Origin of the sequence: Geobacillus sp. 46C-IIa (genome assembly GCF_014679505.1) — a bacterium.
Lineage (GTDB): Bacteria > Bacillota > Bacilli > Bacillales > Anoxybacillaceae > Geobacillus.
Genome location: NZ_CP061474.1, coordinates 3,084,852 through 3,111,038, shown reverse-complemented (window position 1 = coordinate 3,111,038; position 26,187 = coordinate 3,084,852). Strand labels below are relative to the sequence as shown.

At 51.6% G+C, this 26,187-nt stretch carries 13 protein-coding genes, 4 pseudogenes and 1 CRISPR repeat array; of the genes and pseudogenes, 8 read left to right on the top strand and 9 right to left on the bottom strand.

From position 1 onward, the window contains the following. Position 1: 1 nt before the first annotated feature. The 3 genes and pseudogenes from gatA to IC803_RS15565 all read left to right on the top strand — a co-directional run bounded on the left by gatA (position 2) and on the right by IC803_RS15565 (position 4,382). Positions 2-1,459: an Asp-tRNA(Asn)/Glu-tRNA(Gln) amidotransferase subunit GatA gene (gatA, locus tag IC803_RS15575; protein WP_081211057.1), complete on the top strand. Its 1,458-nt coding sequence runs from the start codon at positions 2-4 to the stop codon at positions 1,457-1,459. Between the two features lie 14 nt (positions 1,460-1,473). Further along, complete coding sequence (gatB, locus tag IC803_RS15570; protein ID WP_081211055.1) at positions 1,474-2,904, top strand: Asp-tRNA(Asn)/Glu-tRNA(Gln) amidotransferase subunit GatB; 1,431 nt, start codon at positions 1,474-1,476, stop codon at positions 2,902-2,904. Between the two features lie 180 nt (positions 2,905-3,084). After that, positions 3,085-4,382, top strand: a pseudogene (locus IC803_RS15565) (homocysteine synthase). Between the two features lie 227 nt (positions 4,383-4,609). Here the strand turns inward: IC803_RS15565 and IC803_RS15560 are convergent. The 6 genes and pseudogenes from IC803_RS15560 to IC803_RS18275 form a co-directional block, all read right to left on the bottom strand. Further along, positions 4,610-5,407 (bottom strand): annotated as a pseudogene (locus tag IC803_RS15560) (DUF4277 domain-containing protein). Between the two features lie 239 nt (positions 5,408-5,646). Continuing rightward, positions 5,647-5,855 (bottom strand): annotated as a pseudogene (locus tag IC803_RS15555) (IS701 family transposase); the annotation flags it as partial. 541 nt (positions 5,856-6,396) lie between these two features. Next, positions 6,397-7,026, bottom strand: a complete 630-nt coding sequence (locus IC803_RS15550) for an ABC transporter permease (RefSeq protein WP_081211053.1) — start codon at positions 7,024-7,026, stop codon at positions 6,397-6,399. Between the two features lie 16 nt (positions 7,027-7,042). Further along, positions 7,043-8,170 carry an ABC transporter ATP-binding protein gene (locus IC803_RS15545; protein WP_081211051.1) on the bottom strand — a complete coding sequence of 376 codons (1,128 nt, stop codon included), beginning with the start codon at positions 8,168-8,170 and terminating at the stop codon, positions 7,043-7,045. A gap of 16 nt (positions 8,171-8,186) precedes the next feature. Beyond that, positions 8,187-9,071 carry a glycine betaine ABC transporter substrate-binding protein gene (locus IC803_RS15540; protein ID WP_081211105.1) on the bottom strand — a complete coding sequence of 295 codons (885 nt, stop codon included), beginning with the start codon at positions 9,069-9,071 and terminating at the stop codon, positions 8,187-8,189. A gap of 320 nt (positions 9,072-9,391) precedes the next feature. Further along, positions 9,392-9,972 (bottom strand): annotated as a pseudogene (locus tag IC803_RS18275) (hypothetical protein). A gap of 144 nt (positions 9,973-10,116) precedes the next feature. Between IC803_RS18275 and IC803_RS15530 the strand changes: the two are divergent. The 5 genes from IC803_RS15530 (at position 10,117) to IC803_RS15510 (ending at position 19,546) form a co-directional block, all read left to right on the top strand. Next, positions 10,117-11,628, top strand: coding sequence for a TIGR02677 family protein (locus IC803_RS15530; protein WP_081211049.1), 1,512 nt, complete (start codon positions 10,117-10,119; stop codon positions 11,626-11,628). Next, complete coding sequence (locus IC803_RS15525; RefSeq protein ID WP_143421111.1) at positions 11,612-12,769, top strand: TIGR02678 family protein; 1,158 nt, start codon at positions 11,612-11,614, stop codon at positions 12,767-12,769. Before IC803_RS15530 ends, IC803_RS15525 begins: the two co-directional genes overlap by 17 nt. Continuing rightward, positions 12,769-16,887 (top strand): TIGR02680 family protein, encoded by a 4,119-nt coding sequence (locus IC803_RS15520; protein ID WP_081211047.1) that lies wholly within the window; start codon positions 12,769-12,771, stop codon positions 16,885-16,887. Before IC803_RS15525 ends, IC803_RS15520 begins: the two co-directional genes overlap by 1 nt. Continuing rightward, entirely contained in the window at positions 16,884-18,104 is a 1,221-nt protein-coding gene (locus IC803_RS15515; protein WP_081211045.1) for a TIGR02679 family protein, read from the top strand. The genes IC803_RS15520 and IC803_RS15515 overlap by 4 nt, the downstream gene beginning before the upstream one ends. A gap of 569 nt (positions 18,105-18,673) precedes the next feature. Continuing rightward, the gene (locus IC803_RS15510) at positions 18,674-19,546 is read left to right on the top strand and encodes an Rpn family recombination-promoting nuclease/putative transposase (RefSeq protein WP_190304224.1); all 873 of its coding nucleotides are present in this window, start codon (positions 18,674-18,676) and stop codon (positions 19,544-19,546) included. Positions 19,547-19,732: 186 nt separating this feature from the next. Further along, positions 19,733-21,543: a CRISPR direct-repeat array (repeat unit 36 nt; unit sequence GTCATAGTTCCCCTGAGATTATCGCTGTGGTATAAT). A 99-nt stretch (positions 21,544-21,642) separates the two neighbouring features. Here the strand turns inward: IC803_RS15510 and cas2 are convergent. The 3 genes from cas2 to cas9 are packed head-to-tail and all read right to left on the bottom strand — an operon-like array spanning position 21,643 to position 26,048. Next, positions 21,643-21,951, bottom strand: a complete 309-nt coding sequence (gene cas2 / locus IC803_RS15505; protein WP_081209840.1) for a CRISPR-associated endonuclease Cas2 — start codon at positions 21,949-21,951, stop codon at positions 21,643-21,645. 4 nt (positions 21,952-21,955) lie between these two features. After that, positions 21,956-22,855 (bottom strand): type II CRISPR-associated endonuclease Cas1, encoded by a 900-nt coding sequence (cas1, locus tag IC803_RS15500; protein ID WP_081209838.1) that lies wholly within the window; start codon positions 22,853-22,855, stop codon positions 21,956-21,958. Beyond that, positions 22,785-26,048, bottom strand: a complete 3,264-nt coding sequence (gene cas9 / locus IC803_RS15495; protein WP_081209836.1) for a type II CRISPR RNA-guided endonuclease Cas9 — start codon at positions 26,046-26,048, stop codon at positions 22,785-22,787. The genes cas1 and cas9 overlap by 71 nt, the downstream gene beginning before the upstream one ends. Positions 26,049-26,187 lie beyond the last annotated feature (139 nt).

Sequence of the window (26,187 nt, the reverse complement as noted above, 5' to 3'; positions counted from 1 at the left end):
TATGTCGCTCTTGGACCATACGGTGTCGGAATTACATACGCTGCTGCAGAAAAAAGAGGTATTGGTTTCCGAATTGGTAGAGGAATCGTATCGCCGCATTGGTGAAGTGGAAGAAAAGGTGCAGGCGTTTTTAACGTTAAACGAAGAGCAAGCGCGGGCGAAAGCGAAAGAGCTTGACGACAAGCTGACAAAAGGCGAGGAAACCCACCCGCTGTTTGGCTTGCCGATCGGCATTAAGGACAACATTGTCACCAAAGGATTGCGTACGACATGCGCCAGCAAAATTTTATATAACTTTGACCCGATTTACGATGCGACCGTCATGGAGCGGCTGAACGCCGCGGGCGCGATTACGATCGGGAAGCTGAATATGGACGAGTTCGCTATGGGCTCATCGACGGAAAACTCCGGATTTCAGCTGACGCGCAACCCGTGGGATTTAGAGCGCGTGCCGGGCGGTTCAAGCGGCGGTTCGGCGGCGGCGGTGGCAGCAGGCGAAGTACCGTTTTCGCTCGGCTCGGATACGGGCGGTTCGATCCGCCAGCCAGCGGCATTTTGCGGGGTTGTCGGATTGAAGCCGACGTACGGCCGCGTGTCACGCTTCGGGCTCGTCGCGTTCGCGTCATCGCTCGACCAAATCGGCCCGATTACGCGCACAGTGGAAGATAACGCCTACTTGCTGCAAGTGATTTCTGGCGTTGACCCGATGGATTCGACTTCAGCGAACATCCCGGTGCCCAACTATGTCGAGGCGTTGACAGGCGATATCAAAGGCTTGAAAATCGCTGTTCCGAAAGAATATTTAGGCGAAGGCGTCGATGAAGGCGTGCGCCAGTCGGTGCTTGCCGCGCTCAACGTGCTCGAGAAACTTGGAGCGGCATGGGAAGAAGTGTCGCTGCCGCATTCCAAGTACGCGCTGGCGACATACTACTTGCTCGCTTCGTCGGAAGCATCGGCCAACCTTGCCCGCTTTGACGGTGTTCGCTACGGGTATCGGACCGACAACGCGAAAAACTTGATCGACATGTACAAACTGACGCGGAGCGAAGGGTTCGGCAACGAGGTCAAGCGCCGCATCATGCTCGGGACGTTTGCCTTAAGCTCAGGCTATTACGACGCGTATTACAAAAAAGCGCAAAAAGTGCGGACGCTGATCAAGCGCGACTTCGAAAACGTCTTTGAACAATACGACGTCATCATCGGTCCGACCACGCCGACGCCAGCGTTTAAAATCGGCGAGAAAACGAGCGATCCGCTGACCATGTATATGAATGATATTTTGACGATTCCGGTCAACCTTGCCGGCGTGCCGGCGATTTCCGTGCCGTGCGGCTTTGTCGATGGCTTGCCGGTCGGCTTGCAAATCATCGGCAAGCACTTTGATGAAAGCACGGTCTATCGCGTCGCTCACGCCTTTGAACAAGCGACCGACTACCATAAGCAAAAACCGGTGTTGTAAGGGGGGGATCGACGATGAATTTTGAAACGGTGATCGGACTTGAGGTCCACGTCGAGCTGAAAACGAAATCGAAAATTTTCTCAAGCAGCCCGAACGCATTCGGTGCGCCCCCGAATACGCAAACGAACGTCATTGACTTAGGGTATCCGGGCGTGCTGCCGGTTCTGAACCGGCAAGCGGTCGAATTTGCGATGAAGGCAGCGATGGCGCTCAACTGCGAAATCGCAACGGAGACGAAATTTGACCGCAAAAACTACTTTTATCCGGACAACCCGAAAGCGTACCAAATTTCGCAATACGACCAGCCGCTCGGCAAAAACGGCTGGATTGAAATTGAAGTGAACGGGAAAAAGAAAAAAATCGGCATCACCCGCATTCACCTTGAGGAAGACGCGGGCAAACTGACGCACACAGGCGACGGCTACTCGCTTGTTGACTTTAACCGCCAAGGGACGCCGCTCATTGAGATCGTCTCGGAGCCGGACATCCGCTCGCCGGAAGAAGCGTATGCGTATTTGGAAAAATTAAAGGCGATCATCCAATACACCGGCGTTTCCGACTGCAAAATGGAAGAAGGGTCGCTCCGTTGCGATGCGAACATCTCGCTCCGCCCGCTCGGGTCGGACCAATTCGGCACGAAAACCGAATTGAAAAACTTAAACTCGTTCAACTTCGTCCGCATGGGGCTCGAGTACGAGGCGAAACGGCAGGAGAAAATTTTGCTCTCCGGCGGCGTCATCCGCCAAGAAACGCGGCGGTTTGACGAAGCGACGAAAACGACGATTTTGATGCGCGTCAAAGAAGGATCGGAAGACTACCGCTACTTCCCGGAGCCGGACTTGGTCATGCTCTACATTGACGACGAATGGAAAGAACGAGTCCGCGCCTCGATTCCGGAGCTGCCGGACGCCCGCCGGAAGCGGTATGTCGAAGAATGGGGCTTGCCGGAATATGATGCCAAAGTGCTTACCTTGACGAAAGAAATGGCCGATTTCTTTGAAGCGACGGTCGCCAACGGCGCTGACCCGAAACTGGCGTCCAACTGGCTCATGGTCGAAGTGTCGGGCTACTTAAACGCCGAGCAAAAAGAGCTCCATGACATCGCCTTAACACCGGAAAGCCTAGCTGGGATGATCAAACTGATCCAAAACGGCACGATTTCGTCGAAAATCGCGAAAAAAGTGTTCAAAGAGCTCGTCGAACACGGCGGCGACCCAGAGAAAATCGTCAAAGAAAAAGGGCTCGTGCAAATTTCCGACGAAGGAGCGCTGCGCAAAATCGTGCTTGAAGTGCTCGACGCCAACCCGCAATCGGTGGAAGACTTCAAAAACGGCAAAGACCGCGCGCTTGGCTTCCTCGTCGGCCAAGTGATGAAAGCGACGAAAGGACAAGCCAACCCGCCGCTTGTGAACAAGCTGTTAGTGGAAGAAATAAATAAACGATAAGAAAAAGACAGGGCTGCCAATGGGCAGCTCTTTTCTTTATATATTTTTTGACTATTCTAAAAACAAAATTGACAATGATCATTACGGATGGTAGATTTTTATTGATAGACGAAACTAATGTGAAGATAGATGTGGAAGCGCTTGAGAAGAGAGGCGAAAAACAAGAGGGGAGAGGAAACCATGAGCAATGAACGCACATTCCGTCCGGAAACGCTCGCCATCCACGCCGGGCAAAAACCGGATGCGGAAACGGGCTCGCGGGCCGTGCCGATTTATCAGACGAGCTCGTATGTGTTTCGCGACAGTGAGCACGCGGCCAACTTGTTTGGGCTGAAAGAGGAAGGGTTTATTTATACGCGCATTATGAACCCGACGAACGATGTGCTGGAAAAGCGGATTGCGGCGCTTGAAGGCGGCGTCGGGGCGCTCGCGCTGTCATCAGGGCAGGCGGCGGTGTTTTATTCGATCATCAACATCGCCTCAGCGGGCGATGAAATCGTCTCGTCCTCGTCCATTTACGGCGGCACATACAACTTGTTCGCCCATACGCTGCGCAAGTTTGGCATTACGGTGAAGTTTGTCGACTCGTCCGATCCGGAAAACGTTGAAAAGGCCATTACTGACAAAACGAAAGCGGTGTTTGCCGAAACGATCGGCAACCCAATGTGCTCGACATCGAAGCGGTCGCCGACATCGCCCATCGCCACGCCATTCCGCTCATTGTCGACAACACGGTCGCCAGCCCGTACTTGCTGCGGCCGATTGAATTCGGCGCCGATATCGTCGTCCACTCCGCAACGAAGTTCATCGGCGGGCACGGCAATTCGATCGGCGGCGTCATCGTGGACAGCGGCAAGTTTGACTGGAAAGGAAGCGGCAAGTTTCCGGAGTTCACCGAACCCGACCCAAGCTACCACGGGTTGGTGTATGTCGATGCCGTCGGCGAAGCGGCGTACATCACGAAAGCGCGCATTCAGCTGTTGCGCGACTTAGGAGCGGCGCTGTCGCCGTTTAACGCCTTTTTGCTGTTGCAAGGGTTGGAGACGCTTCACTTGCGGATGCAGCGCCATAGCGAAAACGCCCTCGCCGTTGCGAAGTTTTTGGAAGCGGAAGAGGCCGTCGAATCGGTCAGCTATCCAGGGCTTCCAAGCCATCCGTCGCATGAGCTGGCGAAAAAGTATTTGCCAAACGGGCAAGGAGCGATCGTCACATTTGAAATCAAAGGCGGCGTCGAAGCGGGGAAAAAATTGATCGATTCGGTCAAGCTGTTCTCCCACTTGGCCAACATCGGCGATTCGAAATCGCTCATCATCCATCCAGCCAGCACGACGCACGAGCAGCTGAGCCCCGACGAGCAGCTGTCCGCCGGCGTTACTCCGGGCCTTGTGCGCCTGTCCATCGGCACCGAAGCGATCGACGATATTTTAGACGATTTGCGCCAAGCCATCCGCCAGAGTCAGGGGGTGGCTGCGAGATAGCGAATAGTAGGCAAGCATTCAAAGGCTGGTCGAAGTTTGGGCCAGCCACATTTTTTGTTTTCTCTCTATTTGTCCCCTTTTTGTATTATTTGTTATAACTCACATTTCGCACCCTAACAGGGTTGTAAAGAAAGAATTTTTTATTTCGTTTTTTAGAATCGCTTTCCGACCAACATAACGAGTGATGGCAATCCTTTTTTGACCATCGATGGTCGTTCCGTATCACGTTACACGTAGATGCTCGCATCCATGCCCAATCCTTGCAGAATCCTTCGCTGATCAGGGGTGAGCGGTTTCCCTAACGCGCGTTGGATTTGCCCATCCGGCAGCTGGAACAGACGATGTTCACATATGGAAACAGCTGAAAAATCGCCTGTCCCGTCGGTCGGGTCAGCTTGCGGCCTCCAGGACCCTTCAACGGGTGTTCTGGAGGAATGAACGGACGCACTCGGCGCTGAAAAACGCGGTAAATGGCCAAGGCCAACAAAAACAAGTAGCCTAATACGGCGACCCGTTCTGGTTTTTTGACGTCAATTTCATCCGTGAAAAAACGGATCTTTCAAGAAAGAGAAGTTCATTTCCACCGAGATCTGCCCTTTATACAGCTTCAAGATCTCTTGGGCATACGGTCTTGTCCGTCGTATCGGCGTGGAAGGCTCAGAGAGGAAGGCCTTCTTTGCGATCCATCTGAATCAAGCAAGTGCTGATGGCCTTATGAATACCGGCCTCATACAAGCGGTCGAGATGACGAGCCAGGGCATCGTCATTCAACCAGGATGGAGCCCGGAACGAATGAGTTTCTCCAGATCGATCTCCTGAGCCCAATGTTCCAAGTGAACGAGAGCTTGCCGACCGTCAACCCCATTGTAGAGGATGGCCTGAACGGCCTCGCTGACTCGAGTCTGGCACTGTGAATCGACGGGAACGAGATGGTCAATCACTTGGGGCAGGTCCAGTTTCTTGAATAGAGCACTTATGATATTCAAATAAGAATTGTGATAGACCGCTTCGACTGGAACAGCTATAAGAGAAAAACTCCTTTACGTTCCTTATTTGTCAAGGATGATTCGACGTCGGAACGAAAAAATCCTCCCGATTTTTGTCGGAAGGGTGCGAAATGTGAGTAATAATAAGAAGCCCTGGATTTCCGTTCCCAGAAGTTACGTAAGGCTCTATCGTAAAAAGTTCCGTTAGATATAACATCAATAAACAAACTAAAAATGATATAATAATTTAGAGAATAACTTCAATATAATTCCTCCTTCTTGTCATACAAGCGGAAGGCGAACGGAAACGCTTGCGTGAAGGGGTGCACCATCAGTCAAACGAGCGAATGCCCCAAACCGATTGACGATCTTGGTGTGAGTAGTGCCAGTCGCACCCTTGGATGGCGTGCGAAGCCCGTGATGAAGGCTTCGTTTTTTGGCAATTCGTATCATCGAGCGAAAGGAAAAGGGGCTGATTCGTCCGTTTGGTTAGGTCATGGATGATGTTTTTTACAGATTGGGGTTTCGCACCTTGATGGATCACTTGTTGTTGCGGTGATCAGCGCTCTTCATTGGCTCATACACGAAAATGTTTAGGAATGATTGGAAATCTCGATCGATTCGAGAGGTTAAGCTAATGTCACGTGTGGTAAGGAAACAAAATGGCCAAGGGGGGCTGCTGTGATCCGCACCTAGGGAGTGGGAGGCGGATGAATCATCGTAAGGGGTAGCGTCCCTAATGTCGAGGTGGTTGATTAGTGAACCAAACATATAATGGGTGGGTTGGGAATCACCCAACCCACAATGATTTTCAAATCTTATTTATGGCAGCTAAAAATGTGCCGAACTTCTTCAGTTTTGTACCCTTGCTCAAACAAGAATTTACGAGCATTCATGTTGGACCTAAGCATCTGTTTTGATTGATACGAACATCAAGGGTGATGCCTATTTACTATACCCACCCGCTCCGGGGCGGGGAAGCAGGGGAGAGCGTTGTTCCGATGCAAGTTGGGGAGCCAAAGGGCTGATTACAGCCCCTTCGGCGTCACTTTCTTTTCCACTTTGCGCAGCAGCCAGTCGAAGGCAATCGCCAAAACGGCGGCAGGGATGGCGCCGGCTAAAATCAAGTTTTTGTCGGCGATGCGCAAGCCGCGGTCGATCAAGTCGCCAAGTCCGCCGGCGCCGATAAACGTCGCTAAGGCGGCGACGCCGATCGTCAGCACCGTCGCGGTGCGCACGCCGGCCATAATGACCGGAAGCGAGAGGGGAAGCTCGACCATCCATAAAATTTGCCGCGATGTCATCCCCATTCCTCGTCCGGCATCAACGAGCGCCGGGTCGACGCCAAGAATGCCAGTGTACGTGTTGCGCAAAATCGGAAGCAAGGCATAAAGCGTCAAGGCGATGATCGCCGGCAGTTTGCCGATGCCGAAAATCGGCAGCATAAACCCAAGCAGCGCCAAGCTCGGAATCGTTTGGATGATGGCGGCGATGCCAATGATCGGCTCGGCGAGTTTGCGATACCGCGTCAACACGACGCCGAGCGGCACGGCCACTGCGATGGCAATGCCCATGGCAATGGCGGATAACAGTACGTGCTCTTGAAAAGCGAGCCAAATGTCTTCCTTTCGTTCAATAAACGTCTGCAATAATTCCATTGTCTCCCTCCTTGGTTCATGCGTGCTGCTGAAATGTCCACTCAGCGAGCGCGCGCATCATGCTCGAGCGTGTAATGCCGCCGACAAGGCGGTCGCCATCAAGCACTGGAATGATCCGCACGTCCGGATCTTGGAACAAGGCGGCGACGTCTGTCACATCCGCTTCTTTTTGCAATGTTGTCACATCGTAATCAGCAATATCAGCGACAAGCAAATGTTCTTCATTGTATCGTTGTTCGATTTGTTTGAGCGTCACGATGCCAAGAAATGATTGTTTTTTATCGACGACGACCAAACTGTCGACCTTTCTCGCCTTCATCAGCCGGAACGCTTCGGCCAAACCGCGCCGCGGTGCGATCGTGGCGACGGCATCGGACATTAAGTCTTCTGCTGTCGGCACGGCCGTCTGGCGGGCCAGCAGACGGTCTTCCCCGATAAACTCGCGGACGAACGAGTTGGCGGGCCGTCTGAGCATTTGGTCCGGCGTCGCAAATTGGACGATTTCCCCATCTTTCATCAGGGCAATTCGATCGGCGATTTTGATCGCTTCGTCCATATCATGGGTGACAAAGACGATCGTTTTGTGGATCTCTTCTTGCAGGCGGACGATGTCATCTTGCAACTGTTCGCGGCTGATCGGATCGAGGGCGCTGAACGGCTCATCCATCAAAATGATATCGGGTTCAGCGGCCAACGCGCGGACGACGCCGACGCGCTGCTGTTGGCCACCGCTGAGCTCTGACGGGTAGCGGTGCTTGAACGTCGATGGATCCAATCCGACGAGTTCAAGCAACTCATCGACCCGCTTTTCATAGGCGTGTTTTTCCCATTTTTTCAGTTTCGGTACGAGTGCGATATTTTCCGCGATCGTCATATGTGGAAACAAGCCAATTTGTTGGATAACATAGCCGATGTTGCGCCGCAACTCAACCGGGTCAAGCGCGGAAATGTCTTGCCCATCGACATACACTTTTCCCGATGTCGGTTCGATCAGGCGGTTGATCATTCGCATCGTCGTCGTTTTCCCGCAGCCGCTCGGCCCGATCAAGGCGACGAGCTCGCCTTTGCGGATTTCGAGATTAATATTTTTTAAGGCCACAAATCCATCCTCATACTGTTTTGTCACGTTGTCAAACCGAATCATCCACATTCCTCGCTTTCTAGTCGATCAGTCCTTCCGATTTCAAAAAGTCAATCGCCACCTCGCGCGGCCGTTTTCCTTCCAAGTTTACTTCGCCGTTGAGTTCCATCATTTTTTCGTCCGTTAAGATGTTGGCCAGTTTGTTCAACGTTTCCTCCAGTTCTGGATTGGCATCCAACACTTCTTGACGGATGATCGGCACGGCGTGGTACGGCGGGAAGTAGTTCTTATCATCTTTTAGCACAACCAAATCATATTTTTTTATTCTTGCATCGGTCGTATAGGCCGTGATGACGTCAATCTCCCCATTTTTCGCCGCTTCATATTGCAAGTCCGGGTCGATGTTGACCGTTTTTTTGAAATGGAATCCGTACGTATCGACAAGCCCGTCATAGCCGTCGCTTCGCTCAAAAAACTCGGCGTCCGACCCAAAGGTGAGGGAGGACGAATGATGGACCAAATCGGAGTACGTTTTCACCCCGAGCTTTTCCGCGAGGTCTCTGCGCATCGCCAAAGCGTAGGTGTTGTTAAATCCGAGTGGTTTGAGCCAAGCGATGTTGTACTTTTCCTTATATAACTTCTTCGTTTCATTATAGATTTGTTCGGGCGTTTTTGCGGGGTCGTACGGCTGTTTTAAAATGTTTAAATACCCTGTCCCCGTATACTCGACATACATGTCGACATCCCCGTTTTCAATGGCTTGCTGGAGCATAAACGCGCCGCCTAAACTGTCCTTCACTTCCACGTCCAAATCGGTGTTGGCCTTCACATACTCCGCCAGTAAATGCGTCAAAATGACTTGCTCAGTAAACTTCTTTCCGGTAATCACGATTTTTCCTTTTGCATCACTTGTTCCGCTGCAGGCAGCCAGACCGAACACAAGCCCGACAGCGAGCAATGACATGAACCATTTACGCAAAACGATTCCTCCTTTTTTGGATAATATCACAAGAGGGGAAAAAGCGGCCAAACGACGCAGAGGGGTGAAAAAGCGTCACAATAAAAAGGATAACGCAATTTGGGTGCAGCTGGCAAATTTGGTATCAGCCGATCTATCCGCCTGTCACCTGCTCTCGCCGTGAGAGGTGTTCTCTCCTTATTGATGCTTACAAATGCTCGGGAATGCTCTCGGATTCTCTTGAATACTCCGAATTCGAGATGTTCGGGCCGGACGGAATAAAAAACGGTAGCGTTGAGCCGTCGGATTGAGAATGGGTGGATCATCTATGTTTGGACATCGCCTCGCGCGTGAACGAGGCGATGAAGAGCGCTTTCCGTTTTGAAGACGCGGGTGTTTAGGACGTGCAGTCTCGCTTCATGTTCCGCGAGGGTAGGCAACACCTTATCTTCGAGGATGGATGTGATATGGGTGAGGTCGCCTTTCATTTGGTGGAAGTCGTGGGCCACCGCCTCGTATTTGGCGGCCAGCACTTCTTGCCCGTGACGGAGCGCTTCGGCCATTGCCTTCGTTTCGTTTGTGCGCTCATCAAGCAACTCGATTCGCTGTGCAAGCGTGTTCGTCTGCTCATTGAGCTCGCCGACCTGATGTTCGACAGTGGCCATGCGCTCATTGAGTCGGCCGACTTGGTGCTCAAGGCTGCTTGTCCGCTCGTTCAGTTGAGCGAACTATTGTTCAAGGGAACCCGTCCGCTCGTTGAGTTCGGCCACTTGCGCTTCAAGGGCGCCTGTCCGCTCATTGAGATTGACCACCTGCTCCCCCAAGGAACCAACCCGCTGTTCGAGCGATTCGACCGCTGCGCGCGTCGCTTTCACCTCATGCAAAATTTCTGCAATAGCGCTTCCATATCGATTCACTTGCTCTTTGTTTCTATTTTACAAAAAAGTGCATGGATGGCGAGAAACATTCGGAAAAATGGCTTTCACTAGCAAAAGAAAGAACCAAACCTTACAATAATGAGTAGGAAAAGGAGAGGCGAAGGTGGACGAAGATGGATGCTTCATGGCTGAAGCCGATTGTCGAAACAAAGTATTTGTCGGCGGAAAATGCACACCGTTATCGCGCGATTTTACGCTATTTCTACATTCAGCACGAGCGGATGCGGCAATATTTGTTCCCTGAAGAAGTGTATGCGTTTTTGAAACAGCATAGCGAATTTGTGGATTATACCGAGGATGAGTTGCAGCAGGACCTCGATCAGCTTGTAAAATGGAACAATTTGATCGCCCGTCAAGAGACTTCCCATGTTCGGACGATCGAAGAGTTTAAGAAAAAGCGGTTTCGCTACCAATGCAGCCCGTACACGGTGGAAATTGAGCGAATGATTCGCACGCTCGAACAGTTGGGCGACTCGTTCGGCGGTTCGCTCGAGAAAACGCGGTTTGACCGTCTGTACGCCTCCCTTTCTCGCATGGAAACGATCATATCTGCTAATTTCCAAGAAAAACCGGACGAAATACACCAGGTGTGGGAGGAGACGTTTGATTATTTCAAAAAAATCATTCACCATTCGGCCGATTATATCGCCTATTTGCATAGCGAAAATTTGGAAGAACGGATGACGGCGGAATCGTTTCTCGTTTACAAGGAACAATTTACCGCCTATTTGCGTGATTTTATCGTCGCCTTACAGAAGACGTCGATGCAAATTGAGCGGCTGTTGGAAGACCTTCCAGACGAAGGGGTGAACCGGTTCATTGAGCACGTAGTCGATTATGAGCGATCGATTCCACGCTTTGCCGACAGCGCTCCGTCGCGCGCCGAATGCATCGAAGAAAAGCGCGAGACGTGGCGCAGTTTGCGCGAATGGTTTTTAGGTCGGGACGGTCACGAAAGCGAGCTGTCGTTTTTGCAGCATCAGACGAACGAAGCGATTCGTCGCTTGACGCGCATTGTGCAGCGGCTTGGTGAGCGGCATCACCACTTTCGCAGCCGCAAAGGCGATTATTTGCACTTGGCACGCTGGTTTTCGCAGCTGTCCTCGATCGAAGAGGCACACTGTTTGTCGGCGGTCGTGTTCGGCTGCTTCCATACGAAACATGTGATTGCAGACAATGAGGCGACAGACGATATGTATCGCGATGTTTGGGAAGAGGGGCCGATGGAATGGGTGACGAAGCCGCGCGTGCGCCATTATGGAGAAAAGAAGAAACCGCACGCGATCGAGGAGAAAAAACAGGAAAAAGAAGAAGCGCGCCGCCGCTATTTGGAGGAGAAAGCACGCGAGGAAGCCGAACTGAAACAGCTGGTGAAAGACGGAAAAATTGTGCTGGCCGAACTCGGCGAAGTGCCCCCGTACGTACGGAAGACGTTGCTCGCCTGGATCGCCAAAGCCATGGGGAAAGAACAGCCAACCGTGAAAACAGAGAACGGCTGGGACATCCGCATTGTTCGTCGACACGGCACGATTTGCCTTCGCGCTGAAGACGGAACGCTTGTGATGCCCAACTACGAAATCGAAGTGATGGCGAAAGGAGGGAGCGAAGATGGAGGCGTCGTTTGATGACAAAGCAAAAGAAGCGTTGGCGGCGCTGTTTGAACAATTTTGGATCGTTCGCGACGCCGACCCGGAACGGTATCAGCTTGTCCGCGAACGCGAACACGTGCTCAAGAGATACATCGAGGAGAAGTTTGGCTACCGATTGATCGTGCACCGGCATTTCGCGAAGCTCGAAAAAATTCCAGCCGAGCCGGAGCCGTGGATGGGGATTCCGTCGTTTCAAGAGCCGCTCGATTACGCGCTGTTTTGCTGCTTGATGGCGTATGTTGAAAGCAAGGCGGTTGAAGAAAAATTTTTGCTTTCCGATGTATGCGAGGAAATCCGCACCATGTATCCGGGCGATGTGCCGGTCGATTGGACGAACTATTCCCAGCGGCGCGCGCTCATTCGCGTGCTGAAAGCAGCGGAACAAATCGGGCTGATCCGTCGGATGGATGGAGAGATTGAAGCGTTCGCGCAACATGCGGATGAAGAAGCGCTTTATGAAGTGCCGGTGTTGGCGCGCTATTTTATGCGCACATATCCGAAAGACTTGCTGCAATATACGTCGATTGACGAACTGTTGGCGGAAGAATGGAAAGCGTCGCCGCAAGATTACCGGCGTCATCGTCTGTACCGGAAGCTGTTTTTGTCGCCGGCTGTGCACCGAACGGAAGGCGACGAGCAAGATTTTTATTACTTGCGCAACTTCCGGCAGCGGCTGCGTGAGGATATTGAGTCCCATACGCCGTTTCGATATGAGCTGTACAAAAATGTCGCCATGTTGACGATTCCGGAACGGCAGGCGCCGTATACGCTCTTTCCCGATCTAAAAGGGACGTCTGACATCATCCTTCATTTTGCCGCCGTCGTCCGCGAGCGGTTGGCGTCCTTTCCGCCGGACGAGTACGGGCGACTTTGGCTGACGCCGGCGCAGTTTTCTGAATGGCTCGCCGATACGAAGCATCGCTACGAAGCTGGATGGGGGAAGACGCATCGCGAAGCATCGCTTGCGGAGTTAGCCCGCGAGGTGTTGGCGGAGCTGAAAGCATGGCGAATGGCAGACGCGGATTCTGAGACGGGCATGGTCGTCCTCTACCCGCTCCTTGGGCGGCTGTGCGGTCGATACCCGGACGATTTTCAAGCGAAAGAGAGGGAACCATGATGGCGGATCGATGGATGTTGCATCGCGCGGGATTGATCAATTTCTGGTATTATGATGAACAATATTTTCATTTTGCCGACGGAAAGTTGTTTTTGCGCGGAAGCAATGGAGCGGGCAAATCGGTGACGATGCAAAGCTTGATCCCGGTGCTGCTTGACGGGAAAAAGACGCCCGACCGGCTCGATCCGTTCGGTTCGCGGGCGCGGCGAATGGAAGATTACTTGCTCGGGGAAAAAGATGTCGTCAACCGCGATGAGCGAACCGGCTATTTGTTTCTCGAATATAAGCGGACTGAAACCGATCAATATCTCACGACCGGCATCGGCTTGCGAGCGAAACGGCAAAAAAATCTCGACTTTTGGGGCTTTGTCATTTTGGACAACCGCCGCATCGGCCATGATGTTTACTTGTACAAAAAAGAAAAAACAGGCGAGAAGATTCCTTTGACAAAGCGCGAGCTCGTCGATGCGCTCGGCGCCGGGGGAACGGTGGTCGAAACGCAAAAAGAATATATGAAGCTGGTCAATAAGCATGTGTTCCGCTTCGAATCGCTCGAGGCGTTTCAAGAGTTGATCGAGCTGTTGATTCAATTGCGAAGTCCGAAATTATCGAAAGATTTCAAGCCGACGGTGATTTACGAAATTTTGGAAAGCTCATTGCCGCCGTTAACCGATGAGGAATTGCGCCATTTGTCCGAGACGATTGAAAATATGGACCAAGCAAAGCAGCAGCTGGAGCAGCTCGAGCGCGATGAGCGGGCGCTGAAGCGGCTTTGTGATCAATATCGTCATTACAATGAATATATGATTGCCGAAAAAGCCATGGAATACGAGAAAGCGGTCCAACGAGCCGAACAGCTCGCCGCTGAGCAGCGAACAAGGTCAGAAGAGGAGAACAAAGCGCGGCAGCGGCTCGATGAACTGGATGAGGAGATCACCCGCCTCGGTCGGGAAGAAGACGTGTTGCGTGCACGGGAAGTGGAGCTTGCGGGCCATGAAGTCTTTCAACAAGCCGAAAAGCACGAAGAGTTAAAGGAACAGCAGCGCGACCTAGCGAGGCGGCGGGAGCGGCAAGAGCAGGTGATCGAAGAGAAGGAGCGGCTTGAACGGCAGCGCCGCCATCAAATCGATGAGGCGGAAGCGCGCCTCGATGAGCTGGAACGGAAGGTAGAAGGAACGCTGGCGCAGTTGCGCGCCGACGCGGACGAAGGGGCGTTTGCCGACCATGAAGTGAATGAAGACGATTTTCTCCGCCATCGCCGCCAACAGCGTGAGTTTCCGTTTACAGTTTGGGAGCAGGAAGCGGACCGTCATGCGGAACGGCTCGAAGCGCTCGCCGACCTTTGGCGTCGTCATGAAGGAATGCAAGTGCGCTATGAAGAAGCAAGCAAAGAAGCGGGCGAACTGCAGCGGGAAGTTGACCAATGGCGGCATCAATACCGGAAATGGGACGAACTGCTTGACCAAGAAAAAGAGCGGTGGGAACAAGCAGTGCTCGTTTGGCTGGAGCGCGGCGGCGTCACGGCGGACGAAGCGTGCATTCAGACGTTTTTGCGACAGACGGACGGCTTGTATGAGCAGTATTCCATTGATGACCTCAAGCAGCCGTTCGCAGCGGCGTATTATGATGCCGTCGGGAAGAAAAACGATGAAAAATGGCGGCTTGAACACGAAATGCGCTTGCTTGGCGACCAACTCACCGAGCGCGAGCAGGAGCTTCGCCATTGGCAGATGGAACAAGACCCAGAACCGGAACGCGATCCACAGACGGATGCCATGCGCACAGAGTTGGAGCGACAAGGAGTTATTTCCGTCCCGCTGTATGCGGCAGTTGAATTTTTCGACCATGTGCCGGAGCCTGTCCGCGAGCGGATCGAATCGGCGCTCGCCCATGCCGGACTGCTCGATGCGCTGATCATTGACCGCGATGTGGCGGTGACGTATGACCGGGTGCTCGTCCCGAACCCGATGCATATGGCGCATACATTGGCTGATTATCTTCAACCAGATGCAGGTGTCCCTGTCGCTGTGGAGCGGATTGATGCCGTGCTTCGCAGTATCGTCATTGCCGATGAGACGCAAGACGGTGGCATGACGCTTAATGAAGCTGGACGCTATGCGCTTGGTCTCGTGCGCGGTCATGCGCCCGCCCGCGAGCGCGCCATGTTCATCGGCCGCGCGGCAAGGCAGCGGTGGCGGATGGAGAAGATCGCTTCATTGGAAGAGGAGATTGCTTCCTTGCGGCAAGCGCTTGACCGCCTGCAGGCGGAACACAAAGCGGTGGAAGCTCATATAGCCGCATTGGCGGAGTGGTTTGCCGCGTTTCCATCGGACCGCGATGTGCGCGTGGCGTTTGAGGAACGGGAGGAAGCGCGCCGTCGCGCGGAAAGCAAAGAGCGCGACTGGCAGCGGCAACAAGAAAAAGTATCCTGTCTCGCCCGCGAGTGGCAGCACCTCAAGCAAACGTTGCGTGAGCAATCTGCAGGGCTTGATGTGGCGTTTTCCGTGGAAGGATGCGAACGAGCCCGATTAGCGATGAAATCGTATCTCCGCTTTTTGCATGTACTGGAAGTGCATGTTCGGGAAGCACTCCATGTGGCGGCGATGATCGCCCAGCAGCGCGAGCAGCTGCAGGCGCTCCGCGATGACATCGATGAGGCCAAAGGGGAGCGGAACCGCCTGCTCGATGAAGAGGAACGTTTGGCCCTCCGCATGGCTGAGATCGAACGAACGCTCCAACAAATGGGGGCGGATGACATTCGCGCAGAAATCGCCCGCGTGCGGGAGCGGCTCAACACCCTGCGCGAGGCAGTTCCGCGTCTAGTCAACGAGCGGGCGCGGACCGAGCAGCGCCTTGCCCGTCTCGCCGAAGAACGGGAACAAGGAGAGAAACGGGAAACGTTCGCTCGCGAGCTGGTCGCCGCATGGGAGCAGGCCTTTGCCCGTGAAGCGGCGCTCAAGTTGGTGGAGCTGGACCGTTCGCGTCCGCTTCGCGAACAGGCGAGCGAAGCGAAACAGCGGTATGGGGGAACGTTGAAAGACAGCCGCTCTTCGCTTCTGGCTCGGCTGAACACAATCTTTTTCCAAGAATCATCCAATTTGACTGAATACCGGGCGACGTTCGAATCGCTGCCGTTCGAGGAGAAAGAATGGAGCACCGCGGCGCCGGACGACGAAATGGCGATGAAAGCAGCTGATTGGCGGGAAAAACAAGAGCGAAACGTCATTTTCCTTGACTACAAAGGGCAGCGTGCCACGCCGTCTGTCGTCTTGGCGGAAGTTGAGCGGGAAATCGCGTTGCAGCACGAGTATATGAAAGAACAAGACCGGGAACTGTACGAAGAGGTCATTTTAAAGTCGGTCGGCCGCATTTTGCGCAGCCGCATCCAACGCGCGGAGCGATGGGTGAACGACATGAACAAGCGGATGAGCGAAATTGATACGTCATCGAGCCTCGCTCTATCCATTCAATGGAAGCCGAAAACGGCGGAGACCGAAGACGAGCTCGACACGAAAGAGCTGGTGGGATTGCTGCGGATGGATTCACGGCTGCTCAAGGAGGAAGATTTGCAGCGGGTGACGAACCATTTCCGCTCGAAAATCGCCCGCGCCCGCGAACTGCTTGAGGAACGCGGCCAAGGCAATACGCTTCATCAAATTATAAAAGAAGTGCTCGACTATCGGAAATGGTTTTCGTTTACCCTCTACTATGAAAAAGAACACGAACCGAAGCGCGAACTGACAAATCAGCGCTTTTATCGGTTCAGCGGTGGGGAGAAAGCGTTGGCGATGTACATTCCGCTGTTTGCGGCGGCGTATTCACGCTATCAAGAAGCAGGCGATGATGCGCCGTACATCATCTCGCTTGATGAAGCGTTCGCCGGTGTCGATGAAAACAACATCCGCATGATGTTCGGCCTTGTTGAACAGCTCGGCTTTAACTACATCATGAACTCGCAGGCGCTTTGGGGTGATTACGACACCGTGCCGGCCCTGTCGATTTGCGAGCTCGTCCGCCCGCGCAATGCGCCGTTTGTCACCGTCATCCAGTATTATTGGAACGGGCGCATCAAGCAATTAGTAGCGAATGAGGAAGAATGGGAGTTGATCGAGACATGAACCGGGCCGAAGAGGCCGCTGCCTTTTTCCGTTCCGAGTTGGGCTTTCACCGTTTGTTTGTCGAGATGAAGAGGAAATACGAGTCGCTCGGTCGTGTTGGTGGCGTCGTCTCCTTGGCATCGTTCAGCGAGAACGAGCGAGAAGCCATCGCCGCCTTTTTCGGCCGAGACGTTTCCCGCGTTTCCCTGCCCGCCTTTGAACAGCAACTCGAACGAACACGGTTTGCCGGCGTTGGCCTCATCGAGCTGCTCGAGCGCTATTTCGGTGAGCCGCTCGTGCCGAAAAAAGAACAGCGCCAGGCGGCCGAAAAGGAGCGGGAGCGGTTTTTCGGGCACCTCGCCCACGAGCACCCTTGGCTTGAAGACATTTGTGGCCAAAGGTTCATCCAAGCAGCGTATGAGGCAAACCGCGAAGAGTTGGCGGCGGCGATCCGTCTTGTCGGCGCCGCCCTTCGCCGCTTGCCGCTCGGCTCGTATGAGCGGCTCCCATTGTTTGCCCAGCACATCGCCGGCGATCCACACGCCTTTGACCTGTCAACGCTCCCCGGCAAGGTGTTGCTGTCGGCCTTGCAAGCGACCGTGCCAGGCGAGTGGGATGTGACCTCTATAGAGAGCGTCAATGAATTGCTGCAGTCCGTCGGCCTGCTCCGCGAGGATATTTTGAACTTTGCCACCTGCGCCAACTTGTTGGCCGAAACGAAGAAAGGCCCTCACCCGGTCTTCACCGCTGCCGTCGAAGCCAACAGCGCATTGAATGCACCGCTAAGGGACGTGTTGTCGCTCATTCGCGCCTATCCAGCCAACGGCGGCATCGTATATGTCGTGGAAAACGCGGGCGTTTTCTCGACCTTGCTTGACACCCACGCCCCGCTTGTCTGTACGAACGGGCAAATGAATTTAGCGACGATGCGCCTCCTTGATTTGCTCGTGGCTTCAGGAGCCAAGCTGCATTACTCCGGCGACTTTGACCCGGAAGGTTTGAAAATGGCCGACCGTTTTCTCGGGCGATACGGCTTGGCGGCTGTTCTATGGCGCTACAGCGTCGATGACTACTTCGCCGCCACCCCAACGGTTCATTTGCCTCCGGAGCGGCTCGCCAAACTCGCCTCCGTAGCGTCAGCGTCGCTGCAGCCAGTGAAAGAAGCGATGGTGAAAACGGAAAAAGCGGGATACCAAGAGGCGATCATCGGCCGACTACTTCGAGACATAAAAAGTTAGCACTCGCCCCTGTTCATGCAAGCGTTGGGATTCCAATATTTGTGTTCGTCTTGCCCGCGGTGGATGAGCAGGCGGTATCTCGGTCTTATGCGCCGCAGGACGAGCGTTTGTCCTCGCTTAGGCAAACAGCAATCGGGAAACAAGGCAAGCCAGCCACCAGGAAGCACTCCTTGGTTGTCGTCGACCTCCAATCGCGCAAAAACCCTAGGGGGTCGACGACATTGGTTTTGATCGCTTAATCTCTAGAGCCATCATGAATGGGCTTGATTGACAGAATATTCGGGATGTTTTATGCTGAAGTTGCGGCTGCGGGAGAAAGCTTGTTATGGCAGCGGTTTTTGGTTTTTATCGTATCTATGAGGGATTGAAACCAGTTGATTACAGCCTATTTCGAAACGCTTGCTGCAGTTTTTATCGTACCTATGAGGGATTGAAACTACAAACAAGGGCTGCAAGTGAAAGGGATCGTTCGTTTTTATCGTACCTATGAGGAATTTCTCATTGTGAGCAGGATGCCGCCTTGGGGATGGCGAATAGAAGAAGAGAGACCATCAAGGTGAGGTGATCGAATGGCGATTGACCATGATCGGCTGTTCAAAGAGCTGATCCGCACGTTTTTCGAAGAGTTCTTCCTTCTCTTTTTCCCCGACATGCACGAGCATATCGATTTCCACCATCTGTCCTTTTTATCCGAAGAGCTGTTTACCGATGTGACGGCCGGCGAAAAGTACCGCGTCGATCTGCTGGTCGAGACGAAGCTGAAAGGCAAAGACGGGCTGATCATCGTGCACGTGGAAACGCAAGGGTATGTCCAGCCGTCGTTTGCCGAGCGCATGTTCCTCTATTTCAGCCGCTTGTATGAAACCTACCGAACCCGCATCGTTCCGATCGCTGTCTTCCATTATGATTCCCTCCGCGAGGAACCGTCTGTGTTTTCGATGGAATTTCCCTTTGGCGAAGTGCTGCAGTTTCGCTTTTTTCCGGTGGCGCTGCGGAAGAAGCATTGGCGGGAGTACATCCGGCAGGACAATCCGGTTGCGGCTGCGCTGCTCAGTCAAATGGGGTATACTGAAAGGGAGAAGGTGGAGCTGAAAAAAGAGTTTTTGCGCATGCTGGTGCGGTTGGAGCTGGATGAGGCGAGGCAGCGGTTGCTGCTTGGGTTTTTTGAGACGTACGTGAAGTTGACGGAGGAAGAGGAACAACAGCTGCAAAGCGAGGTGAAGGCGATGGAAACGAAAGAAAGAGAGAAAGTGCTGGAGCTGATCATCTCCTACGAGCAAAAAGGGAAGAAGGAAGGGATGGAAGAAGGATGGAAACGCGGCCTTGAGCAAGGAATGAAGCGGCTCATTGAGACGATGGCACAAAAAGGGATGACGGCCGTCGAGATTGCCCGGTTGGTCGATCTTTCTGAAGAAGAAATTCGCCGCTTGCTGAGCGAGTAAGAGAAAAGGGGCAGAATATCCATCTTACCTCGGTGTTTCCCGTTGAATGAGTAAGAGGAAAAGAACAAAAAGGCGGTCAACCACCGCCTTTTTTCATGATGTTCGATTTCAGCCGCTTTTTCCGTGAAAATCACACTGGTGAGTCGTGATTTTTATGTCTGGATGGAGGCGATAAACTCCGCTCTTGTCATCGTTCCCCTGAGATTATCGCTGTGGTATAATCATATGCGCGGATGACAGTCTGGATGTACGGTCATAGTTCCCCTGAGATTATCGCTGTGGTATAATAGTGGCTGTCTGAAGAAGAAGCGTTCGATAGTCATAGTTCCCCTGAGATTATCGCTGTGGTATAATTTATCGGCGGCACGGTAACAGTAGACGCGGGTCATCGTTCCCCTGAGATTATCGCTGTGGTATAATCGTACGCGAAGCCAATCGCGCACAAGCACGGTCATAGTTCCCCTGAGATTATCGCTGTGGTATAATGCGGGTTCGTGAAATTACTGGCCTTTCTGCGTCATAGTTCCCCTGAGATTATCGCTGTGGTATAATAATGCTCCCGTTCAATCAGATCATTGCTCAAGTCATAGTTCCCCTGAGATTATCGCTGTGGTATAATTGCTTCGTCATCGTCCACAATGTCCCCTTCGTCATCGTTCCCCTGAGATTATCGCTGTGGTATAATCGTTTAATGTTGAACACCTTTACATTATCGGTCATAGTTCCCCTGAGATTATCGCTGTGGTATAATTGGCCACGTACTTACGCGACGCCGGCATCGGTCATAGTTCCCCTGAGATTATCGCTGTGGTATAATAGTTTCTGGTTTCACCGTTACAAAAACATCGTCATAGTTCCCCTGAGATTATCGCTGTGGTATAATTTCGGTAAAATGTTTCATGACGGTGAGTGGGTCATAGTTCCCCTGAGATTATCGCTGTGGTATAATCATCTTTTTCGTCGGTTTCTTCGTCTTTTTGTCATAGTTCCCCTGAGATTATCGCTGTGGTATAATTCTGGCACGGATGCCCACTGCATGGGAATAGTCATAGTTCCCCTGAGATTATCGCTGTGGTATAATATTACTGAAGAAGATTTTTGGGGCGATAAGGTCATAGTTCCCCTGAGATTATCGCTGTGGTATAATCACCTCGACTAGATAACATCCGCCTTCGTAGTCATAGTTCCCCTGAGATTATCGCTGTGGTATAATTATCAGGAACAGCAAAAGGAGCAGATCAATGTCATAGTTCCCCTGAGATTATCGCTGTGGTATAATCCGGTGTACGCAAATCGTACGACAGGGACGGTCATAGTTCCCCTGAGATTATCGCTGTGGTATAATGTAGTTTCGGTTGCTATTCGCCTCCGACGAGTCATAGTTCCCCTGAGATTATCGCTGTGGTATAATATATATATTACCAGTAACACCCGAACCCACGTCATAGTTCCCCTGAGATTATCGCTGTGGTATAATTACAAGGTTTTCATGAAGCACGCGGAAAGGGTCATAGTTCCCCTGAGATTATCGCTGTGGTATAATTAAACGCTCACCTTTTGGGCGGACGGAGTGTCATAGTTCCCCTGAGATTATCGCTGTGGTATAATTGTTGACGACTCGCACGGACGGAACGACCGTCATAGTTCCCCTGAGATTATCGCTGTGGTATAATCAAACAGCCGGGTTCACGCCGAGTTCGACGTCATAGTTCCCCTGAGATTATCGCTGTGGTATAATTGACATCATGACGTACGCCGGTCGCTTTAGTCATAGTTCCCCTGAGATTATCGCTGTGGTATAATAATCACGGTTGATAACCGCCGCTTGGCCGGTCATAGTTCCCCTGAGATTATCGCTGTGGTATAATACGAGCTTTGTTTCCAAACAGTACCGTAGTCATAGTTCCCCTGAGATTATCGCTGTGGTATAATCTTACCGAGCAACACATACAAGACATATTGTCATAGTTCCCCTGAGATTATCGCTGTGGTATAATACGTATCCAAAAAAGCCTGCAATCTCAAGGATCGCAGGCTTTTTTGCTTTCAAAAAATGCAAATGTGCTTATGCAAAAAGGGGGAACCCTTTCCGTTTTTTAAAAAAGTGTTAGCTGGGTGGATGTCATTTTCTTTTCTTGTGCCGTTGGTTCCCCGAGAAGCAGCTGCATTTTTGCGTACTGCTTTTCCGTTACGACCATCGCCCGAATCGATCCTTGAGGGGGTAAGTTGCGTTTTAATCTTGTCAAGTGTTTATCCGTTGCTTCGTGTCCGTGGCAGACGCGGCTGTAGACTGAAAACTGCAACATATCATACCCTTCGTTCAGTAGGAATGTGCGAAATCGCCGGTATTCACGCTTCTCCCGGTTGGTCACGACGGGGAGATCAAAAAAGACGAGCAACCGCATAAACTTACTCATATACGTGCAGTTGCAACGGGAGAAGTTCCGGCAATTTCAACAACGAAGGGTCTTGGCTCCGGCTTGCAGTGACGAAGCTTTTTGTCATTTCTTCCACCGCGTTCACGACGGTCAGTTTTTCTCCATTCACTAGTATGTCCATATTGGCCAAATTATATAAGTCTGCCCGAATGGACGGAGAAAATTCATCGTCCGGTTGAATATGTTGGGCCACGTATAGGTCGACGAGCGGGCGCAATACTTCCATAAAATCGTCGGCGAGATTAAATTTGTTCAACTCGTTATCGTGGTAAATTCCCAAGCACGGGAAAAAGCCATACCCGACGAGAGAGCGGGCGACGAGTCCGCGCATAATGGCGTATCCGTAATTTAAAGCAGCGTTCACCACTGAGTCGCTTCGTCGGGTGAATTCACTTCCAAATAAATACAGAAAGTACTTTTTGGCTCCGTACGCCTCGCGGTTGTTGCTGTCTCCAGAGTCGACGGTTTTGCTGATGCGGTATAGTTCATCTGCTCCTTCTTTGTTCAGGAACTCCAAACATTTTCCTTGATTCATTAGTTTTTGGATCACGATTCGCTGCCAAATTCGTTTTTTAAAAGGCTTGGAGTAGGCGTACTGCATGTGCAGCACGCCCACTTGGCGAGAATGTTTTTGGAACGGCTGCAGCACCCCACTGGGGAGCCGTTTTTGGTCGCAAGTGAACAGGGTGATGTTATACTCCGCCATTTTGCTTAAAGCAACTGCAGTTATACTTACGGCTTGTTCTTCGATGACAATGGAACAAATATCCTCCAACGGGATAGAAACTTTTTCTTCCTGTTCAATCACGAGTTGATTGTAACGGACGGATAGTTTCCCCGGCTTTCGGATGAGAAGATGACGCCAACCCAACTCTCTTTTCCCCTCTCACTTTGTAGATGTTTCCAAGCACATCTACTTGGTATTTCTCGAATCGTTTGAGGGTTCTTGAACCGATGCCACGGAGCGAGAAACTGTTGTCATGGCTGATCAACTCTAATCCCCCGTTGGCTGAGTCAATCGTTTTGTAGTAGACAAACATATCTTTAATGTTAATCTCTTCGCCTGCGGCTGTTTTCACTGTTTTTTCCCGAGGAAGCTCAATGCGAATGAGATCATTCGGGTACAAGCTGAATCGGAACGTATAGTCCTCCGTCATTTCCTTCCACTCAGAGTACGGTTTGTTCGGCTCGATCGCTTTGTTTGGCAAGATCCCTTTCATCATATCCATTGTATAGATAGGGACACAATAGTATTTGCCGTCTTTCTCGAACACATCGACCCGGATGATGTTGCTGTTGTAGGCAACGGTTCTGCCATCATTGAGCGGGATGACTTGGTTTTTCGTGTCGATGACTTTCACTGTCCGAATGATAGGCCCGGGTTCCCCGTTCTTTTTTGGCTTGTACAGCGGTTTTTGGAACGCCTTTTTCGGGTCATTGTTATGCTCAAGCAGCCGCTGGCGGATCGCTTCGTATGTCCTTGGGTCACTTTCTTTGCCGTACATCGGAAAATGTCCGCTCGCATCCAGTTTGATTTCGGACAGTTTCGTTTTGACAACAGTTTGGATTTTCCCGCTCCGTTCATCGATGCCGATGTATCGCCGCAATGTTTCTTGGTGAGCCGCCCCTGTGACGCTCCGTTTCGGCATTCGGGAGACAAAAACCGGCTGCAACGATTCGAGTTTCTCGTTATCATAATTTCCAAGATTGAGAGCTTTTATACTCTCTTGTGGATGTTTTGATAAACGCGCCCGCAGCTCATCAGCGAAGTGCGGCCAAGGCTGCGGAAATTGCGGTTCCGTTTTTTGAGCCAATTCTTTGTTTTGCTCGCGCCGTTGATAAAAGGCGGTGACTCGGGCGATATCGCTCGGCGTTGTGCAGGCGACGATGGCGGCATCTACCGCATGATGCAAATCGGACTCTTCACGGTTTTTGTTAAAATCCCAGCGGCTTCGCAGATGGGCGGTAATGCGGCCGTTGACGGTGTATACTTTTTGTTTGTTATCGCTGTCAGCGAATTTAAGGTGTTCACGAATAAAGTTGGCGAAAAATCGTGAAATATACCGGGTGTCATTTAAATTTCGGTTTTTAAATTCCGTTTCTTCGCTTTCATCGTAATGAAGCCGGAGCAACCGATCCCGCTTCTTTTTGGAAAACTGCTTGTTCGTTAACACAAATGTTTCAAACTGTTGCCAGCGTTCGGTTCCGACCCCTAAATACTCGGCAGGAATGCGGTTGCCTTTTTCGCGGTTTTCTTTTGTCAATACCAACACTTTATTTGTATAACTGTCGTCCAAGCTTCGGCTATATGGAATCACATGATCTACTTCCGTATAACCAGGTTCAAGCAGTCGTTCGATTTCGATTGGCTGAAGTGAGTAGGCGCATCTCCCGTTTTGTTCGCTCCACAGTTTGAATTTGACAATGTCAAGACCGGTTGGATTTAGCGTCAGCCCGTATTCTATGAGCTGGCGGATGGCGGTTTCGTTTTTCTTCCGGTTTTCATCTTGTTCTCTTTTTGTTTTGCGCCGTTCGTCAAACGTTTGTGATAAATCGCGAGCTAGCTCGATATGAATGGATACTGGCGAACCGTATTTTTTGATGATGGCATTCACCACTTTTCGCGCCTGTGTCAACGCGCGCATGACGACCGGATTGGCGATCGGCGGAATAGTCGGAAGCAGCGCCGTTTTTTGTTTTTTCTTCGGCCCTGTAAACGTGTATCCCGCCTGTTCACAAGCCGAAGAGTAGACCTCACCTTGTTCCATATACGGGAGAATGTTGCGGAGCGCCTTTAGCGACAAATGGCCGAATTTTGTAAATGATAAGTTCAACAGTTCCTCAATCAGTTCGTTATCGTATGCCTTGTCCGCCAAATTTGGCATCCGTTTCCCGTTTTGTTCATATTCATTTCGCAAGTAGCTGCGAATATCGGCATCATCTTTAAACAATGTCAAGGCATAACCGAATGTGTCGAAATCGATGGGAAGAAACGAACTTGACTTTCCTTTTCCATACACTTTATCAATGGCTTTCCGAATCTGATGATAGGCGTCGAGTTCAAGGAAGCGGATGGTTTCGTTTTGCTTCAATGGCATGTTCCGGTCGTAGACAATGCCTTTAAAGTAAGTGTCGTCAGGCAAATTAAGCAACGTCCGAATATCATGATAGGTGATTTTATTTTTAAGGAACGCTTGTTTGTATAAAAGATGGCGCTCCTCATCGGTGAGCCCCCGTGCGCCTGATGGGGAGACGAGCCGCAATTTATTGATGTGCTCCCAGGCGATGAACGATTGGAATGTGTATGTTGCTTTTGGCGCCCGCTTTTCTTTCGGTTCAAATATACACAAACCTACTTTTTTCTCAATGTCATCTTTGGAAGCGAAAGGACGTTGTGACGCCCAGAGGGCGGTATATTCATTCTCAAACTCTTCCGTGCAACTCATGTTTCCAAACTCGCGCTGTTTGGAAAAAATGAGTCGGATCTCACGTTCTAAGTCATCGCGGGCGATCGTGTTTGTGTAATTTTCTCCTTTATTGCGTTTATGGAGCGTAAACTTTGGATCTTTCACAATCATTTCGCCGACGGTTCGGTAGCCAGAAAGAATGACTCGGTTTTCTTCAATATGTTTGAGCATCGTGCTGTTTTCTTTGTTGCTGCGCTCGCTTTTGCGGTTGGATTTGAAGCCGCGCCGCTTGGCTAGATGAAGGAGGACGCGAGCCAACTCATCGTTGTTTAATTTTCGATCCAATGCCTCAACGCGCAGCTGCCAGACGCCAATTTCATGCTTTTCCTCAAATAGCTTGTCCAGTTCTTCTTTCGTTAAGACTCCTTCACGGATGAGCAGACGGCGAATGCGTTCAAGACGATGCTTGCGGCGGCGCAGCCGACGCCGGGCCGAGCGGGCGAGGCGTCGAGGAAGAGCTAGTGATTCTCCCGTTTGCGGGTTTTCCGCTCTGTCAAAGATGCGGACGCCTAAATCTTCGATGCGAGGAATATCCAGATTAATGACTGCCCAGCCCACCGAGGTAATGCCGATATCAAGACCGATTTTGTATCTCACTTCGATCCCCTCCCATTAATAGAGCTATGTAGTAAAAAAGACCTTAGCGTTTTCCGCCAAGGTCTGAGTTTGCGCAAGGATGGGGAATGCCCGCTAAAAGCGGGCGACAGGCGATCCCCAACGCCGCGGGTCAGTCTGC